Source organism: Bradyrhizobium sp. WSM1743, from assembly GCF_000473065.1.
Classification (GTDB): Bacteria; Pseudomonadota; Alphaproteobacteria; order Rhizobiales; family Xanthobacteraceae; genus Bradyrhizobium.
Genome location: NZ_AXAZ01000091.1, coordinates 1 through 17,620, shown reverse-complemented (window position 1 = coordinate 17,620; position 17,620 = coordinate 1). Strand labels below are relative to the sequence as shown.

General features: G+C 63.7%; 15 protein-coding genes and 3 pseudogenes. 6 read left to right on the top strand and 12 right to left on the bottom strand.

The window, feature by feature from the left end; all coding sequences use genetic code 11:
* Window positions 1-37: 37 nt before the first annotated feature.
* From YU9_RS0134500 to rfaD, 3 genes are read right to left on the bottom strand one after another with little or no spacing between them, the layout of a single operon-like run.
* Window positions 38-1,324 carry an O-antigen ligase gene (locus tag YU9_RS0134500; protein WP_027576846.1) on the bottom strand — a complete coding sequence of 429 codons (1,287 nt, stop codon included), beginning with the start codon at window positions 1,322-1,324 and terminating at the stop codon, window positions 38-40.
* Complete coding sequence (gene rfaE1, locus YU9_RS0134495) at window positions 1,321-2,805, bottom strand: D-glycero-beta-D-manno-heptose-7-phosphate kinase (protein ID WP_027576845.1); 1,485 nt, start codon at window positions 2,803-2,805, stop codon at window positions 1,321-1,323. Before rfaE1 ends, YU9_RS0134500 begins: the two co-directional genes overlap by 4 nt.
* 13 nt (window positions 2,806-2,818) lie before the next feature.
* Window positions 2,819-3,799, bottom strand: coding sequence for an ADP-glyceromanno-heptose 6-epimerase (gene rfaD, locus YU9_RS0134490; protein ID WP_027576844.1), 981 nt, complete (start codon window positions 3,797-3,799; stop codon window positions 2,819-2,821).
* 173 nt (window positions 3,800-3,972) lie between these two features.
* Here rfaD and waaF point away from each other — a divergent pair, with 173 nt between their 5' ends.
* Complete coding sequence (waaF, locus tag YU9_RS0134485; RefSeq protein ID WP_027576843.1) at window positions 3,973-5,043, top strand: lipopolysaccharide heptosyltransferase II; 1,071 nt, start codon at window positions 3,973-3,975, stop codon at window positions 5,041-5,043.
* 179 nt (window positions 5,044-5,222) lie between these two features.
* On the opposite strand, the gene YU9_RS0134480 is transcribed toward waaF, so the two are convergent.
* Window positions 5,223-6,260: a glycosyltransferase family 4 protein gene (locus YU9_RS0134480; RefSeq protein ID WP_027576842.1), complete on the bottom strand. Its 1,038-nt coding sequence runs from the start codon at window positions 6,258-6,260 to the stop codon at window positions 5,223-5,225.
* A gap of 125 nt (window positions 6,261-6,385) precedes the next feature.
* On the opposite strand from YU9_RS0134480, the gene galE reads away from it, so the two are divergent.
* Window positions 6,386-7,399 (top strand): UDP-glucose 4-epimerase GalE, encoded by a 1,014-nt coding sequence (galE, locus tag YU9_RS0134475; RefSeq protein ID WP_027576841.1) that lies wholly within the window; start codon window positions 6,386-6,388, stop codon window positions 7,397-7,399.
* Window positions 7,400-7,517: 118 nt separating this feature from the next.
* The gene (locus YU9_RS0134470; protein ID WP_027576840.1) at window positions 7,518-9,326 is read left to right on the top strand and encodes an ABC transporter ATP-binding protein; all 1,809 of its coding nucleotides are present in this window, start codon (window positions 7,518-7,520) and stop codon (window positions 9,324-9,326) included.
* Between the two features lie 4 nt (window positions 9,327-9,330).
* Here the strand turns inward: YU9_RS0134470 and YU9_RS43400 are convergent.
* Window positions 9,331-10,325 (bottom strand): annotated as a pseudogene (locus YU9_RS43400) (dipeptidase).
* A gap of 326 nt (window positions 10,326-10,651) precedes the next feature.
* Here YU9_RS43400 and YU9_RS0134460 point away from each other — a divergent pair.
* Window positions 10,652-11,353 (top strand): fumarylacetoacetate hydrolase family protein, encoded by a 702-nt coding sequence (locus YU9_RS0134460; protein ID WP_027576839.1) that lies wholly within the window; start codon window positions 10,652-10,654, stop codon window positions 11,351-11,353.
* A 76-nt stretch (window positions 11,354-11,429) separates the two neighbouring features.
* Here the strand turns inward: YU9_RS0134460 and YU9_RS0134455 are convergent.
* The 6 genes and pseudogenes from YU9_RS0134455 to YU9_RS0134430 all read right to left on the bottom strand — a co-directional run bounded on the left by YU9_RS0134455 (window position 11,430) and on the right by YU9_RS0134430 (window position 16,203).
* Window positions 11,430-11,889: pseudogene (locus YU9_RS0134455) on the bottom strand (nuclear transport factor 2 family protein).
* A gap of 12 nt (window positions 11,890-11,901) precedes the next feature.
* Entirely contained in the window at window positions 11,902-12,831 is a 930-nt protein-coding gene (locus tag YU9_RS0134450) for an aspartyl/asparaginyl beta-hydroxylase domain-containing protein (RefSeq protein WP_027576837.1), read from the bottom strand.
* A 141-nt stretch (window positions 12,832-12,972) separates the two neighbouring features.
* Window positions 12,973-13,128: a hypothetical protein gene (locus YU9_RS49365; RefSeq protein WP_198028347.1), complete on the bottom strand. Its 156-nt coding sequence runs from the start codon at window positions 13,126-13,128 to the stop codon at window positions 12,973-12,975.
* 181 nt (window positions 13,129-13,309) lie between these two features.
* A complete protein-coding gene (locus tag YU9_RS0134440; RefSeq protein ID WP_027576836.1) occupies window positions 13,310-13,978 on the bottom strand; it encodes a hypothetical protein in 669 nt (222 codons plus the stop codon).
* A complete protein-coding gene (locus tag YU9_RS0134435; protein WP_245266658.1) occupies window positions 13,971-14,600 on the bottom strand; it encodes an AAA family ATPase in 630 nt (209 codons plus the stop codon). The genes YU9_RS0134440 and YU9_RS0134435 overlap by 8 nt, the downstream gene beginning before the upstream one ends.
* 142 nt (window positions 14,601-14,742) lie before the next feature.
* Window positions 14,743-16,203, bottom strand: a complete 1,461-nt coding sequence (locus YU9_RS0134430; protein ID WP_027576834.1) for an NAD(P)/FAD-dependent oxidoreductase — start codon at window positions 16,201-16,203, stop codon at window positions 14,743-14,745.
* Window positions 16,204-16,421: 218 nt separating this feature from the next.
* On the opposite strand from YU9_RS0134430, the gene YU9_RS44840 reads away from it, so the two are divergent.
* Together YU9_RS44840 and YU9_RS44835 are read left to right on the top strand one after the other, a co-directional pair.
* Entirely contained in the window at window positions 16,422-16,892 is a 471-nt protein-coding gene (locus tag YU9_RS44840; RefSeq protein ID WP_027576833.1) for a hypothetical protein, read from the top strand.
* A complete protein-coding gene (locus YU9_RS44835) occupies window positions 16,865-17,287 on the top strand; it encodes a hypothetical protein (RefSeq protein WP_156952293.1) in 423 nt (140 codons plus the stop codon). Before YU9_RS44840 ends, YU9_RS44835 begins: the two co-directional genes overlap by 28 nt.
* Window positions 17,288-17,410: 123 nt before the next feature.
* Here YU9_RS44835 and YU9_RS49600 read toward each other — a convergent pair.
* Window positions 17,411-17,620: pseudogene (locus YU9_RS49600) on the bottom strand (group II intron reverse transcriptase/maturase); the annotation flags it as partial.

Below are 17,620 nucleotides of genomic sequence, written 5' to 3'. Positions count from 1 at the left end.
AGCCCATCTGGACAAGACTTGCCAGCCGCGCGAACGCTCAGGAACCGGCTCCCGCCATCTTCGCCTCGCCCTGTTGTGCCCGGATCACCATGCCGCCGGCGGCGCCGACGCCGATAACGTACATCCAGCCCTCGTGGAAGTCGAACAAATGCGAATTGAACAGCGAGGTGAAGACGTTCTGCACCACGACCAGGAGCCCAATCCAGTTGGCAAGCCAGTCGCCGCGAAACAACCGCAGATGCAATATCCAGATCGCGTAGAGAATGGCGATGCCGATCGCGCCCCATTGCACGGCAACGTTGAGCGTCTGGTTATGCGGGTTGCCGATCACCTCGACAGACGCCAGATACTGACCGCCGTGCGTCGCGGCGCGTTCGAACAATCCGCGCGTCGAGCCCGTGCCGTGCCCCACGATCGGCGCCTCCGCGAAGAAACCGAGCGACTTCCGCCAGAATTCGAGCCGCAGGCCTGCCGAGGTCGGTTCGCCCTTTTCCATGTAACGCGTGTAGTCGTCGGAGAACCTCTCGGCGGTATGGCGCAATTGCGGCGAGGCCTGCCAGGCGAGAACGGCGCCGACGAGCAAAGCGGCGGAGATAAGCGCGATACTGCGCCATTTGAGGTGAAGCAGCGCGAACACGCCGAACATGATCGGAATGGTAACGAGCGCGGTGCGTGACACCACGACGAACGCCATATTGATGAAGAAGCTCAGCGCAAGCGCCGTCAGCAGCCCGGCGAACCAGTATCGCTTCTCGCGCAGCAGCGTCACGATCGGATAGGCGAGCGCGACCGCGCAAAGCGTGAATTCCTGGCTCTGGTCGATGTAGTTCTTGACGAAGATGCCGCGTTCGGCCGGATCGGTCTTGAGCGCGAGGTTTGGGTAGAAGGCGACCAGCCAGGACATCACCGACAACAGGGCGCAGGACACCAGGAAGGCGATGAATATCCAGTGGCCGCGCGGCGAGCGCTCGAAATGATAGAGCAGGACCGGCAGCACGAGCAGCTTGACGGTTGGATTGACCGCATAGAAGCGCGCGCCCCAGGCCGCATCCGACCAGAGTGTCCCCACCAGCGCGAGCAGGACCAGCGCGATGGGGGCCACACAGATCGGACGCTTCAATGATTGCAGGAACGCGCGGACGTCGAGGAACGGCACCATGCAGAGCAGCATCAGCGCGTTGAAGATCCCGGCAAGCGAGGTCGACCAGGGCAGCGAGGCCGCGGTCAGGACCGCAAATATATCGACGGTCTCGCGCCAGGCGGCCGGGCTGCGCAGACGGCGAAGCAACATTTCGCTGGTCGTTTCGCGTGCGAGTGCCGTCACTTGCTCCCTCCCCGCGCGCGATGCACCAGCGCCGTCGTGCTGAATCCCTGCAGGATGTCGACCAGCACGACCACCCCGCCCGCGGCCTCGACGACCTCGTGGCCGACGACCTGTTCGCGGGTGTAGTCGCCGCCCTTCACCAGCACGCCGGGCTTGATCCTGGTGATCAGGTCGATCGGCGTGTCTTCCGCGAAGATGACGACGAGATCGACGGCTTCCAGCGCGGCGAGCACCTCGGCACGCGCGCGCTCGTCCTGCACCGGACGATCGGCGCCCTTGAGCCGCCGTACCGAGGCGTCGCTGTTGAGCCCAACGATCAGGCGGTCGCAGGCGGCGCGTGCCGCGGTCAGCACCTTGACGTGGCCGGGATGGAGGATGTCGAAACAGCCATTGGTGAAGCCGACGCGGTGGCCCTGCCTCTTCCATTCGGCGAGCTGCGCATCGAGAGCGGCCGGATCGAGCACGATCTTCTCCTCGGCCGCGAGAGTGGCATGCGGCAGGATCTTTCGTCGCAGCTCGGCCGCGCTGACGCTGGCGGTGCCCTGCTTGCCGACGGCGACGGCGGCGGCGGCATTGGCCACGCGCAGCGCCGTGTCCCAGTCCGCGCCGGCCGCAAGCGATACCGCGAGCGCGGCGGCGACCGTGTCACCGGCGCCGGAGACGTCGCGCACCTTCACCGGGAACGCCGGAACGTGAACGGCCTCGCCACCCCGCGGCACCAGCGTCATGCCGTGCTCGCCCTGCGTGACCAGGATCGCCTCGCAATCGGCGAGCCGCATCACGTCTTCACTGGCCTCGACGATGCCCTGCACAGTCTCGGCGCGGCTGCGGGTCGCCTCCGAAAATTCCTTGCGGTTGGGCGTGAGCAGCGTGGCGCCGCGATAGATCGCCCAGTTCAGGCTCTTGGGATCGACGATCACGGGCTTGCTGAGCTTTCGCGCGGCATCGATGGTGTGGCGGATCACACGCGCCGTCAGCACGCCCTTGGCATAGTCCGAGAGCAGCACGATATCGGCGCGCGCGATCTGCGGCAGGATCGCGTCGATCAATTTCGTATCGACGTCATCAGACGCAGGCAGAGCCTGCTCCCAATCCGCGCGCAGCATGTGCGTGGAAAAATGTTCGGAGACGAAGCGGACTTTTCGCGTGGTCGGCCGCAAGGGGTCGCACACCAGCACGCCTTCGATGCCGGCATGCTCATTGAGCGCCGCCTTGAGCCGTGCACCGGCTTCGTCCTCGCCGACGAGGCCGACGAAGATGCAGCGCGCGCCGAGCGAAGCGACATTGCGCGCGACGTTGCCGGCGCCACCGATGTGGATCTCGCTGCGCTGGGCGGCGATGACAGGCGCCGGCGCTTCCGGCGAGATCCGCGACACCTCGCCATAGACGAACTCGTCCAGCATGATGTCGCCGATGCACAGCACCGTGCGGCCTGAGATGGCTTGCGCGAGGGCATCAAAATCGAGAATGGGCGTCGGCATGGTCTAAAGGGCCTCAGCGAAAGCGATCGGGCCGGTCGAGATAATCCCCGACATAGGCCTTCACCGCGTCCTCGAGCGTCGTGAAGCCGCCGTTATAGCCGGCGCGGAGCAGACGATCGACCTCGCTCTGGGTGAAATACTGGTACCTGTCGCGGATCTGCTCGGGCATGTCGATGTATTCGATGTTGGGCCTGGTGCCGAGCGCCGCATAGGCAGCCAGCATGAGGTCCTTGAAGCTGCGCGCCTTGCCGGTGCCGACGTTGAACAGGCCGGACACCGACGGCGTCGCCAGCAGCCACATGATGATGCGCACGACATCGTCGACATAGATGAAATCGCGGCGCTGGTCGCCGTCTTCGATGCCTTCGCGATGCGACTTGAACAGCTGCACGACGCGGCCTGCCCTCATGTCGTCGAAGCGCCGCGCCAGCACGCTCATCATCGAGCCCTTGTGATACTCGTTGGGGCCGAACACGTTGAAGAATTTCAGGCCGGCCCATTGCGGCGGGAGCCGATCGCCGCGCGCAACGCGCGCGGCGACAGCGAGATCGAACAGGTGCTTGCTCCAGCCGTAGAGATTCATCGGCCGCAATTTCTTCAGCGCCGGCAGCGAGGCGTCATCGCCAAAGCCTTCCATGCCGTCCCCATAGGTCGCCGCCGAGGACGCATAGATGAACGGCACCGCGTTCATCGTGCACCAGTCCAGAAGGCGCATCGACAGGCGGAAATTGGTCTCGATGACGAGGTCGCCGTCGATCGCGGTGGTCGCGGAAATCGCCCCGAGATGGATCATGGCCTCTAACTTGCGGCCCTTTAGCCAGCCCTCCAGCTCGGCCGGAGGAACGATATCCACAAGTTGCCGCTTGGCGAGGTTGCGCCACTTGCCCTCGGTGCCGAGCAGGTCGCAGACCACGACCTCGCTGTGGCCGGCTTCATTCAGCGCGGCCACGACATTCGATCCGATAAAACCGGCCCCGCCGGTCACCAGCAACATTCCACCTACCTGCCCGATTTTCTTAAGGCCCGACCCTGCCGTAGCGCATCATCTGCCAAAGTGTAAGCATTTTGGGCAGGCGCTTTTGGACTCGCGCTCTCCCGGCTTTACGTCCGGGCCCGGAGCGGCTAACCGAACCGCGACATCAGCTCGCTTTCGGCCCCATTTATCGAATGAACCAAGATTCGCAACTTAGTGGACATGCAGATCGGGATGACACACGCCCGATCCTGATCATTCCCTACATGTGGATCGGCGATTTCGTCCGGAATCACACCGTGGTGCGGGTCCTGAAGGAGCGGTGGCCGAACCGGCCGGTCGATCTCCTGACCACATCCCTCTGCGCCCCGCTGGTCGATTACATGCCCGGCGTTCGCGCTGGTATCGTCTGGGACCTGCCGCGCAGCCGGCTGGCCGTGGGCCGGCAGCTCGGCCTGGCAAAACTCCTTCGGAAACGGAACTACGGCACCGCCTTGGTGCTGCCCCGGACCTGGAAGGCGGCTATCGCGCCGGCGCTGGCCGGTATCCCCGAACGAATCGGCTTCGTCGGCGAGTTCCGGTTCGGGCTGCTCAATCGGTGGCGCTGGGGCGAGAAGAAACTGCCCCGCTTCATCGACAAGAACGCCGCCCTGGCCCAGCCCGACGGCGCCCCCTTGCCGGCGGAGTGGCCGGTGCCGCAACTGCGCGTCCCGGCCGAGGAGATCGCCCGCTGGCGCCAGGCCAATGGCCTCAGCGCCGGCGCCGCGGTGGCGCTCGCCCCAGGCTCGATCGGGGTCTCAAAACGCTGGACCTATTATCCCGAGGCCGCCCGGCTGCTGGTCGAGCGTGGGCTGGAGGTCTGGGTGGTCGGCGGCCCAGCCGAAAAGGGCCTTGCCCAGGAGATCGTCGCCGCCGGCGGCCCGGGTGTGCGTGACCTCACCGGCACCGACTTGCGCAACGGCGTGCTGGCCATGGCGGCGGCGGGCGTTGCGATCTCCAACGATTCCGGCCTGATGCACATCGCAGCCGCGCTCGGCACCCCCACCATGGGCATCTTCGGCCCGACCAGCCCCTACCTCTGGGCCCCGCTCAACGGCCTTGCCGCGACGGTGGTGCAGGACAAGAGCGTGCTCGCCTGCCAGCCGTGCCAGAGCACGACCTGCAAGATGAACGACCACCGCTGCATGCGGGATATTGCTGCGAGCGAGGTGGTGGGAATTGCGCAGCGGGTGCTGAGGGAGGCGGGGGCGAAGGTTCCGACCTGAGCGATCGGAGCTCGCGCCGATGATGACATCTTGCCACTGTTTTGCCCGACGAGTCAAAATGCAATTCGAAAAATCCGCAATCGACCTGACTGTCAGCCAAGCCTTTGATTTTGCTGGCCCCAGCTACTGTGCATGGGGTTGTTTTCGCAATTTTTGTTTCGCAGCCCCAAGAGCGGTGCTCAGAGCAGCGGCCGATAGACCTCCGCGATCCGCGCAGCTTCTGCACCCAGGCTGAAGCGTTCGAGCACACGCGCCCGCCCACGCTCGCCCATCATTGTGGCAGCGGCCACATCGCGCATCAGCGGCTCGAGCGCGGCGACCAGTGCGTCGGCATCACCCGTCGGGATCAGCACGCCGCTCACGCCGTCCTCCACCACGAGCTCGGCCGCACCGGCGCGTGCGGCGACCAGCGCGTTGCCGGCCGCCATCGCCTCGATCAGCGTTAGACCAAAACCTTCGTTGCGCGAGGTGAAGGCGTAGATCGTCAGGCGCTGATACCAGCGCTGCACCGCTTCGATCGGCAATTCGCCGGTGATGACGATGCGCGCTTGCAGGCCCACGGCTTCGATGCGCTTCTTCAGGTCGTTGGCGAAGGCCGTCTGCTCGGGCGTGACCTGCCCGACGATGACGGCGGTGAAATCAGGATAACGCGGCAGCAAGCGGCACATCGCATCGACGAACACATCGGTGCCCTTCTGCGCCCGCACGCGGCCGAAGCAGCCGATGGCGTAGCGGCCCGGCAAGCCGCTTTCGGCAAAGGCAGCTGCGCGATCGGTGGGCGGCGCGTAGACGTCGGTGTCGACGCCGTGCGGGATCACCACTGCCTTCACCTTCAGGAACGAGGCCGAGAGATCTGATGTCGCGATGATCGCGTCCATGCGCCGGATCAGCCAGCGCGTGATCCAGCTGTGATGCCGCTGCGCCGCCGAGGTGAACACGAGCTTCAGCGGCCAGCCGAGCGCGCGCAGCACGACGCCCGCGATCATCTCGTTGTTGCGGCGCGCATGCCAGATCACGGGCCGCTTGTGGCGCCACAGCTTGAGAAAATCGGCAACGCTCAGCCGCGCGATCCCCTCCGGCGCGTCCGAGCCGAACCACGCGGCGCGATACAGCTTTGCCAGCCGCGGCGCCACCATCCGATTGGTCGCGGTGACCCCGGAATAGCGCCTGTGCAGATTTGGCACGATCACGTCGAGATCGCCGGGGAACTTCACCACGTCACACTCCGTTTCGCAAAGTCCCTATACGCAACATTAAGCATAGTGACCAGTTCAGCCGCGCCGATACCCCCTCTTCACCACGCAAGCGCTAGTTTGCGCGTTGATCGAAGACGGGTGAGATCATGACTGTGCTAGTCACCGGCGGCGCCGGCTACATCGGAAGTCACACGGTCCTCGCGCTGGCGGAAGCCGGCGAGGACGTCGTCGTGATCGACGATCTCTCCACCGGTTTCTCCGCTTACCTGCCCGAGGGCGTTCCGCTGTTCATCGGCGATGCCGGCGATGAAAACCTGCTCGAGGGCGTGATCGCCCAGCACGACATCGAGAGCATCATCCATTTCGCAGGCTCGGTCGTCGTGCCGGACTCGATGCGCGATCCGCTCGGCTACTACCGCAACAACTTCACGACCGCGCGTAACCTGCTCAACGTGGCGGTCAAGCGCGGCATCGGCCGCTTCATCTTCTCCTCGACCGCCGCGGTCTACGGCAATCCGGACCAGGTGCCGGTGCCCGAGCACGCGCCGACGCGGCCGCTGTCGCCTTACGGCTCGTCGAAGCTGATGACCGAGATCATGCTGCACGACGTCGCCACCGCCTACGGCATGCAATACGTGACGTTGCGTTACTTCAACGTCGCCGGCGCCGATCCGCAGGCGCGCATCGGGCTCGCCACCGTCGGCGCCACGCACCTGCTCAAGATCGCGGTGGAAGCCGCCACCGGGCAGCGCGCCAAGATCGACGTGTTCGGCACCGACTATCCGACCCCCGACGGCAGCTGCATTCGCGACTTCATCCACGTCACCGACCTGTCGCAGGCGCATCGCTCGGCGCTGGCCTATTTGCGCAATGGCGGCGCTTCGACGACGCTGAACTGCGGCTATGGCCGCGGCTATTCGGTGCTGGAGACCATCGACGCGGTGCGCCGGGTTTCGGGCCGCAGCTTCGCCGTCCAGTACGCCCCGCGCCGGCCCGGCGACATCATGACCATGGTCGCCGACACCAGCCGCATCCGCAGCCTGCTTGACTGGCGGCCGCAATACGACGACCTCGAGACCATCGCAGCCCATGCGCTGGCCTGGGAGGACAAGCTGTTCCGCGAGCGCCACGGCGAGCTCCGCCACGCCGCCTCGGCCTAGAATCATCCCCAGCGCAAGCCCTTAATTGGGCTTGAAAAGCCCGGCTTGAGCGGGCACAGAGGCCCATCGATCCCTGACGCGCGGGCAGGCTTTGTCCTGCGCCGTCAATGGACACCGGATGGCCCAGTTTCCAAAGAAAATCACCGACGATCCCTACGCGGCAGCGGTCCTCATTCGTCGCCTGATCACGGAACAGGGGGTCGTCTACTGGCGGCGCTATCTCATTGCCTTCGCGCTGATGGCGCTCGCCGCCGGCGCGACCGCTGCTGCGACCTACGTCCTCGGCCAGGTCATCAACCAGGCCTATGTCGACAAGAACATCCCGGGCATCGCGATGTTCTCAGGGTTGACGGTCGCTCTGCTGTTCATCAAGGGCGTGGCGACCTACGGGCACATGGTGATCCTGACCAAGATCAGCAACGCGATCCTCGCCACCAACCAGCGCCAGCTGTTCGCAAAGCTGATGCGCGAAAGCGTCGGCTTCTTCTCCGAGCGGCATTCGTCCGAGTTCCTGGCGCGCCTGACCGCCGGCGCGAAATCCATCACCGACGTCCTCAACATGCTGGTCAACGCCATCGGGCGCGACCTGTTGATGCTCCTCGCCATGATCGGCGTGATGGTGTGGCAGGATCCGCTGATGTCGTTCATCGGTCTCGTCGCGGTGCCGCCGGCGATGCTGGTGCTGCGCAAGTTGGTCAAGCGCATCAAGGGCCTCGCCTTCAACCAGTTCACCGGCACCGCCGACATCATGGAGACGATGCAGGAATCGCTGCAGGGCATCCGCACCGTCAAGGCCTTCACGCTTGAAGAGACGATGCAGAAGCGCATCGACGAGAACATCGCGATCGTCGAGCGCAATGCCAACAAGATGGCGCGCGTCGCCAACCGCTCCAATCCGCTGATGGAGATGCTCGGCGGTTTCGCCGTCGCGGGCTGCCTGATGTATGGCGGCTACGCCGTGGTCGCGCTCAACGCCACGCCCGGCGCGTTCTTCTCGTTCATGACCGCGTTCCTGATGGCGACCGAGCCCGCCAAGCGGCTGGCCCGGCTCAACATCGACCTCAACAGCCAGCTGGTCGGCGCGCGCATGCTGCTCGAAGTCGTCGACAGCCCGGCGAGCGAGCAGTCCGACGACGATAAGCCGGCGCTGAAGCTCTCCGATGCCCGGATCGAACTGCGTGACGTCAGCTTCGCCTATCGCTCGGGCGAGACCGTGCTCAACCGCATGAACTTCACGGCCGAGCCCGGCAAGGTCACCGCGCTGGTCGGCCCTTCCGGAGGCGGTAAGTCGACCGTGCTGGGGCTGCTGTTGCGCTTCTACGAGGTGACGCAAGGCGACATCGTGATCGACGGCCAGTCGATCTCTTCGGTCTCGCGCAAGTCGCTGCGCGCGCAGACTGCCTATGTCGGTCAGGACGTTTATCTGTTCCGCGATACGATTCGCAACAACATCGCCTTCGGCAAGCCGGGCGCCAGCGAGGACGAGATCGTCGAGGCGGCGAAGGCGGCCTGCGCGCATGATTTCATCATGGGCTTTCCGCTCGGCTACGACACGCCGGTCGGCGAGCACGGCACGCAGCTCTCCGGCGGCCAGCGCCAGCGCATTGCGGTCGCGCGCGCGCTGCTCAAGAACGCGCCGGTCATCCTCTTGGACGAAGCCACCGCCGCGCTCGATTCCGAATCCGAGCGGCAGGTGCAGGAAGCGATCGAGCATCTCTGCCAGAACCGCACCACCATCGTGATCGCGCACCGCCTGCACACCATCATGCACGCAGATTGCATCCTGGTGATCGAAGGCGGCGAGATCGTCGAGCAGGGCCGGCATGACGAGCTGCTCCGCCGCGGCGGACGTTATGCCTCGTTCTTCCGGTTGCAGCACCGGGACGCGGAGGCTGCGCCTGTGTTGGCCTACTCCGCCAACTCCTGAGCAATCAGGACGGCGCCAGCCCTGCGCGAATCACGCGCAGGACGTTGCCGCCCATCACCTTGCGGATGTCCTCCGCGGAGAAGCCTGAACTGAGCAGGGCCTGCGTAATCGCCGAGACCTGGCTTGCGTCAAAGCCCGTCGTGGTCGAGCCGTCGAAGTCCGAGCCGAGACCGACGTGATCGATGCCCACGAGATCACGCACATAGGCAATCGCCCGCGCTGCGGCCTCCGGCTTGGTCGAGCAGGTCGCCCCTTCCCAGTAGCCGATTCCAATCACGCCACCGGTCCTGGCGATACCCTTGATCTCCTCATCGGAGAGGTTGCGGTTGACGTTGCAGGTCGCCTGCACGCCGCCATGGCTGGAGACCACCGGTCGCTTCGCCATCGCCAGCACCTCGGCCACCGTCGTATGGCTGGAATGCGCCAGATCGACGATCATCCCACGTTTCTCCATACGCTGCACCACCTGCCGACCGAGTGGTGTCAGCCCGCCCTTCTGCATGCCGTGCATCGAGCCGGCCACGTCATTGTCGAAGAAATGCGCGAGACGGCCATGCGGAATCCCGCGGCGTAAAGGACATCGAGGTTTTCGATGCGGCCCTCGATATCTTGCAGCCCCTCGATCGAAAGCATTCCGCCCATGGCGGCGGCTCCGCCCTTCCTGTCCGCGAGCAGCCGGTCAACTTCCGCGGGCGTCGTGATCAGCCGGAGCCGGCCGCCCGACCTCGCGGCGAAGTCCCGCAGCTTCTCGGCATGCCAGAGCGAGCGCTGCAATAGTGAATTCCAGGTTCTGATCGGCTGCAGATCGACGATGGCCAACGAGGTGATGGTATCGCTGTCGGCGCCATTGGCCTTGTAGTTCTGGCCCTTCGGCGATTTGGTCACGGACGAGAACACCTGGAGCGCGTAGTGCCCTTCGACGAGGCGTGGAACATCCACATGTCCGCGATCGGATCGCTCCAGCAGGTCGCGCTTCCAGAGCAGGCTGTCGGCATGCATGTCCGCGACATCGAGCGTTGCATGCAGGGCTTGCGCTGCCGGCCTCACGTTCAACGCGATTGGAACGATCCGGTTCTGCCCCCGTTCGATGCGTCCCGGCGCGACCATGAAGAAGCGAACGGCAAGACCGAGCAGCACGATCGCGACGGCGGCAGCGCCCGCCAATATCCATTTCTTCACCGCCCCCTCACCTGTTTTCGCCGCGTTGTACCCAGTGGGCGATGGCGCAGGCGCTGCTCCTTTTTCCGTCCGACACCACTAGCCTCGCCCCCTGCAACCGCGTAAATACGGCAGCGCCCTTTCTTTGCAACCTGCCGAGACCTTACATGAACGCCGCCTCCTACGTCATCCCGCTTCCGCCCCAGGCTTCACTTCCCGTCGTCGGCGAGAGCGGCCGCTATCCGGTGCGCCGCATCTGGTGCGTCGGTCGCAACTATCTCGAGCATATCCGCGAAATGGGTAATGACGAGCGCGCCCCACCGTTCTTCTTCGCCAAGCACGCCGACATGCTGGTGCCCGATGGTGCCACCATCCCCTATCCGCCGCTGACCAAGGATTTGCATCACGAGGTCGAGCTGATCGTCGCGATGAAGAGCGGCGGCCTCAACATCCCCGCCGACAAGGCGCTGGACCACGTTTACGGCTACGCCGTCGGCATCGACCTCACCCGGCGCGATCTCCAGATCGCCTCGCGCAAGAAGGAGCGCCCGTGGGAGATCGGCAAGTCCTTCGACTATTCGGCGCCCTGCTCCGCGGTGCAGCCGGCCTCGAAGATCGGCCATCCCTCCAAAGGCAAGATCTGGCTGACGGTCAACGGCAAGGAAGCGCAGAAGGGCGACCTCACCGAATTGATCTGGAACGTGCCCGAGATCATCTGGCAGCTCTCGCAGCAGGTGAAGCTCGCCGCCGGCGACATCATCATGACGGGCACGCCCGCCGGCGTGTCGCAGCTTCAGGTGGGCGACAAGCTCGAATGCGGCGTCGACGGCGTCGGCACGCTGAAGGTGAGCATCGGCCAGCCGGAGTAGGCTGCAGAACATTTCGACATCGAAAGGCCCCGGACATGTCCGGGGCCTTTGCATGTGGATCGCGGAGGAAGCCGATCTACCAAGCCTTCACCGGCCGATTGGCATGGCTTGCCTGCGGCACGCCGCGATTGAGCGACATGTGCGAATGCACACACAGCCAGCTGTCGCCATTTCTTGAAAACAACCATCGTCGCCCGACCCGGCCGCGGAAACGCGCTACCATCAGGATGATAGCCCGTGCTCGTCCACGGCGCGATCACGGTCGCCATCGCGCCATCGGCGGACGCCAGAACGGAGGTCTGCTCGATGACGAAACGAAGGTCACTCGTCTTGGGCCAGACATTGTCCCATTGCGTCGAGACCCATTGATCTAGGCCGGGGATGACGTCGTTGTGGGTGCCGAAGGCGAGCACGTCGGGGTGGAAAAGCGGCCGCGCCGAAGCGTAGTCGACCTCGCGGACATAATCCGCGAAGGTCTCCAGCCAGTTGCGGAAGAACTGCGTGATCTCCGCGTTGGCAATCGGCAAGGAGGACATTGCCGGGATCATTCACCGCAACGCCGACAGCACGATGAGGCCGAGGATCAGCGCCGTCAGCGAGTATTTCAGCGTATAGTAGACGTTGCGGTTCCACTCCTTGACCTTGCGGCTGGCGAGATGGATCTCGTAGAGCTTGCCGAACACCTTGTTGAGCACGCCGACATTCTCGCCGTCGACGTTCTGCGTCGCCGACGCTTTGACGATATGGTGGCTGACCCAGCGGTTGATCGCGGTCATGAAGCCGAACTTCATCGGACGCTCGACGTCGCAGAACAGGATGATTCGGTTGACGTCGGTTGCGTTCTCGGCGCTGTGGATGAAGGTCTCGTCGAACATGAAGGCCTCGCCGTCGCGCCAGACGCATTCGACGCCGTCAACGAGAATCCGGCACTTGTTCGAGTTCGGCGTGACCAGCCCGAGATGATAGCGCAGGGAGCCCGCGAAGGGATCGCGGTGCGCGCCCAACTTGCCGCCCGGCGGCAGCATCGCGAACATCGCGCCGTGTACGCTCGGAATCGAATTGAGCAACTCCACCGTCTTCGGGCACAGTGTGCGGGCCGAAGGCAGGAAGTCGTCGTACCATTTCAGGTAAAACCGTTTCCAGCCGCTCTTGAAGAACGAGTAGAAGCCCCAATCGTTGTTCTTGGCAGCGGCGCGGATGAAGCCTTCGTCGAACAGGCGCACGGCTTCATCACGGATCGTCTCCCAGTTCTCGCTGAGGGGTTTCAGCTCCGGAAACTGCTCGACCGAGATTACCGGCTTGTTCGGTACGGCCGAGCCGGCGTACATCAGCACATTATAGGGCGCGAGATAGGTCGAGTGATCGCCGAGCTGGCGCGCGAAGCGCAGCCGATGCTTGCCGCGGAAGTGAACGTAAATCGTCGAAGCCGCCAGCACATAAAGAATGACAAGTTGCGGCGCAAAAAGCTGTTTCAGCATTTCCCCAGTTCCCAAGTGACCCAGCCGGGGACGTCATCTACTCCGGCCCGGCCCAACCGACAAGATATTCACCGACGGGTTGCAATCACGCTGGGGAGAGTGCTCGGGAACTTGGGGCCGAAAGGGCCGGAACCGCCCGAATTAACCACGCGACAGGGCCTGCAGCCCCTTGAAGGTCAGGCGCTTGGGATCGGTAATGCCGGCGAGGTAAAGTCGGCGGATGAAGGCGATAACGGCGTTGCGGTCGCAATCGGTCAGCGCGACGACGGCGTCGACCGCGATCTTCTGGGCTTCCATTGGGCTCACCTCGGCCTTGCGAGTAACCCCGGCCGAGACAGGCTAGGCCCTACCGGTTAATCTGGCATTAACCGCACCTGCAGCGTGATCGGTTCAGCCCGGTGGCCGACCACGCAAAACAACAGCGGCACCAGTGCGTACCGCGCACCGCGCTGTCGGCGATACCTGATGCCGATGCGCGTTATTCGGCGCCGGACGTTCTCGCATTGTCTGCCAATGATTTCAGCAATTCGGCCTGCTGTCGCGCCAACTCACACTGCTTTCGCGCATGTGAACTCGACAACTCGATCCACTGCGAGAGCGTTCTCACGCGGCTCAACTCGCGCGTATACTGCAGGGCCGCGCCTGCATTCACTTTCATCAATTCGAGCACGACGGCGTGGCACTCGGCGGCAGCTCCGTCCAGGACGTCACCTTCCGGCCTGGCAATATCCTTCGTATATTCGAACGCAGCATGCACGCCCAGCTTCATTGTCTCGAGGGCACGCGTCTGCATCTCTTTGGCGATCTCCACGGCGAGAGCGGAGGTGTCGCTGGCGCTCTGATATTGCGTCGAAGGCAACTCCATCTTGGTAGACAGGCTGGTCCCGGCGCTGTCGATCACCGCGGGAATGGTCGTATCCGCAGGCGTCTTTCGAGCCGGTGTCTTTCGAGCCGGCGTCTTTCGAGCAGGCCCCTTGGCTGCCCGCTCGCTTCGGTGTCCATCGCCCCCTGGGATCGCGACCGGATTCGGCGGCGTCTCCAAAAGGCTCTCGTCGATGGTACGGCTCACGACCGCAGTCAGATCCACCAGCGACCGACGTCTGGCGCGTACGCCATCAGCAGGCTGTCTCGACTGCGCCTTACCCATGATTCGACTCCGTGAAGATGTGTTCCGAAATCCACTGCCACAGCCCAACGATCTCGTCCGAGGCTTTTCCCTCCGGTGCAAACTCGGTGACGCCCAAGCCTACCCCCAGCGCATCCTGATGGTCGTTGCGCTGTCCAATGAAGGGGAGCGCAAGCACACCAAGCGAGTTGAGCGACGTGGCAGCTTCACTCAGCCGGCACCCCCGTGTGGGCGTCTGATTGAGGACGAAGGCAAATCGGCGGTTACCCCTGCGAATGGCCAACAGCGTAGGGATGGCAGCTTCGATATCGGCCGGGCTCGGACGCGCCGGAATGAGACAGAGGTCGGCATTGCTGATGGCGCGCAGCGCCAAAGGGTTATTCGTGGCGGCCGTGTCGATGATCGCGAGCCCAATTCCTTCAGCCTGGAGCCGAGACAGCACCGGCTCGATCTCCGCCGGATCCGCAACGCACTCGACACGGGGAAAGGAATTCTCGCGACGCTCCTTCCATCTCGAGATGGTGCCCTGCGCGTCCGCCTCAATGAGAGCGACGCGCTCTTCGCGTTCCATCGCGGCCACTGCAAGCCCGACGGCCAGCGTACTCTTGCCGCTTCCGCCTTTTTGCGTGACCAGAGCAAGCACGTGCACGTCCCGCGCTCCCATCAATGCCAGCGACGCGGAACTCAGGCGCTGTCGGAAGTAAATTGCATGCGACGCAACAATACTACTTCAAGTCGCGGTTCGCCTCAAGCGATCGGCGGGTTCCTCCGGCAACATACGGGGATCAGGAATACTTCATCACACCGTCGTCGATCCGGCCAAAGCGCAAGGAGACGATGTCGAGCGCGTAGTTCTGGTGGAGCCGCCACGGCCGCTTCGAGCCTTGCTTCGGCATCCTCGCAATGGAGCGCTGCACGTAGCCCGAGGTGAAATCGAGCGAGGGCTGAAGGGTGACGTCCGGGTCGTCATTGTGCGGCATGCACTGGCGGAAATTATGCCGATCCATGTAGTTGATGAGCCGGCAGACATACTCGCAGGTGAGATCGCATTTCAGTGTCCAGGACGCGTTGGTGTAGCCGAAGGCGGAAGCCATGTTCGGCACATCGGCATACATCATACCCTTGTAGGTCAGCGTGCTGGCAAAATCGACGGCGCGGCCATCGACCTTGACCTCAAGGCCGCCGACGACCTGGAGCACCAGCCCGGTCGCCGTCACGATGATGTCGGCGGCAAGCTCGCGGCCGTCCTTCAGGCGAATGCCGTCGCGCGTGAAGGTGTCGATCTCATTGGTGACGACGGAGGCGCGCGGCTCCCGGATCGCCTTGAACAAATCGCCGTCCGGCACCAGGCACAGCCGCTGGTCCCAGGGATTGTAGCGTGGCGTAAAATGGGTGGCGACGTCGTAGTCGGGCCCGAGCGCCATCCTCACGCCTTTGAGGATGAGGTCCTTCACTTTGGCCGGTCGACGCCGGCTGAGCTGGAAGAAGAACATCCCCCACATCACGTTGCGCCAGCGGATCAGATGATAGGCAACGCGCGTCGGCAGATTGCGGCGCAATTTGTTGGCAACGGGATCCTGAGCCGGACGCGACACCACATAGGTCGGCGAGCGCTGCAGCATGGTGACCTGCGCCGCTTTCTTGGCGAGCTCCGGCACCAGCGTCACCGCTGTGGCGCCCGAGCCGATCACGACGACGCGCTTACCCGCGTAGTCGATATCCTCGGTCCACTTCTGCGGATGCACGATGCGGCCGGCGAAATCCGCCACGCCCTTGAACTCCGGCGTATAGCCCGCCTCGTATTTATAATAGCCCGAGCACATGAATAGGAAATTGCAAGTGAAGCGCACGAGCTCGGTTGCGCCCTCGCCCGTCATGCGCTCGGCCTCGACGGTCCAGCGTGCATCGGGCGTCGACCACGATGCGCGCTTGACGCGATGATGACAGCGGATGTGCTTGTCGATGCCGTTCTCGCTAGCGGTCTCGCGCACATAGTTCAGGATCTGCGGGCCGTCGGCGATCGCCTTCGGATCGGTCCACGGCTTGAAGGAATATCCGAGCGTGAACATGTCGCTGTCGGAGCGAATACCGGGATAGCGGAACAGGTCCCAGGTGCCGCCGATGCAGTCGCGGCCCTCAAGGATGACGTAGCTCTTGGTCGGGCACTTGGTCTGCAAATGATAGCCCGCGCCGATGCCGGACAGGCCGGCACCGACGATCAGCACGTCGAAATGATCTTGTTGCATGATTTCCTCCGCCACCGAGGATTGTCCGCTCGGCGGCGGCGCCAGTCAATCCATGAGGCATGCCCGCGCCGTTGAGTGCGGCGCGGCAAATATCTTGAGAGGGCCGGAGCGTCCGCCGGCCGCGGCCGCGAGCGTACGCGATTGCATCTGCGATCTGAATCTACTATAACGCGAGCTATTTTAGGCTGCTTTTTCAGTTCATTCCGATTGAGGTTGTCATGACAGATCTTAGCGCTGATGGCTCGTCCGACCAAAGCGACGCCAAGGCTGAGTTGATCACGCCTCCCGCCATCCACACGATCAACCTAATGGGTGCACTCTATCTAACTATAACCGGCCTATTTTTCTATCTGCTCATCGCGACCTGGCCTGTCCTTGACGGCCCTGCATTCAAGAGCTTCCACATCTTCTTCTCGCGCCATTCCTGGGAGCCCGACAAGCAGATGCTGTTCACGGTGATGGTCGCCGGGGCACTCGGCAGCCTCACGCACACCATGACGTCGTTCGGGGACTATGTCGGCAACCGCCAGCTCAGCACCAATTGGCTGTGGTTCATGATCTTGCGCGTGCCGATCGGAATGACACTCGCCGTGCTGTTCTACTTCATCGTCCGAGGCGGTCTTCTACTTCCAACTCTTTCGGCCCCGCCCGCGGAGGGTCGGTGCCGGCCAATTCTACTCTGCAATTGAATCCCTACGGAATTGCTGCTTTCGCGGCCTTGGCGGGGATGTTCTCCAAACAAGCAACAGACAAGCTTGCTGCAGTGTTCGACGCAGTCTTTGCGATGAAGAAGCCCGTCGAGCGCGACAATCCTCTCAACACGAGAGACGCCGAGCTCAAGGTTGCCCCTGCCAAGTTGACGCAAGGGAAGCTGGAAGAGTTGACTGTCATCGGGAGCGGCTTCCAAGCGGAAACTAAGGTAACCGTCAACGGCAAGGACGGAGCCTTCAAGAAATCCAGCGCGACCGAGGGCAAGATCACCCTGCTCGAAGACGACGTACGCAGCGTCGGCGAACTTGCCATCGTTGTCGTCAATCCTAACAAGGACGTATTCAGGACGACGGTCAAGGTGGTTGCCGCATAGTCTCGCCGACGGAGGCGGCCTCGCGCATGCCGTCGGTTCAAAAATCGGGATAGGGGGAAGCCTCGCGGCTTCTCCCCTCCCACACCACCGGACATACGGGTCCGTATCCGGCGGTTCGGTAGATTATGCTGGTTGCTGTGCCGCGACGGAAGCCAAGCCGAGTGCCCTGAAGAACGCGATTGGCATGGCGATGGTGAGCGCGGGGCTGTTCGCGAGCCGCCAAGGGCCATGTGGGTTGCCGACGGTTTGTGCCGCCAGATTCCGGCCGACGCCGCGACGTCGCAACTCGGCGAAGCGGGTGCTCCCACGCTTCCATTGCTTCCAGGCGATGGC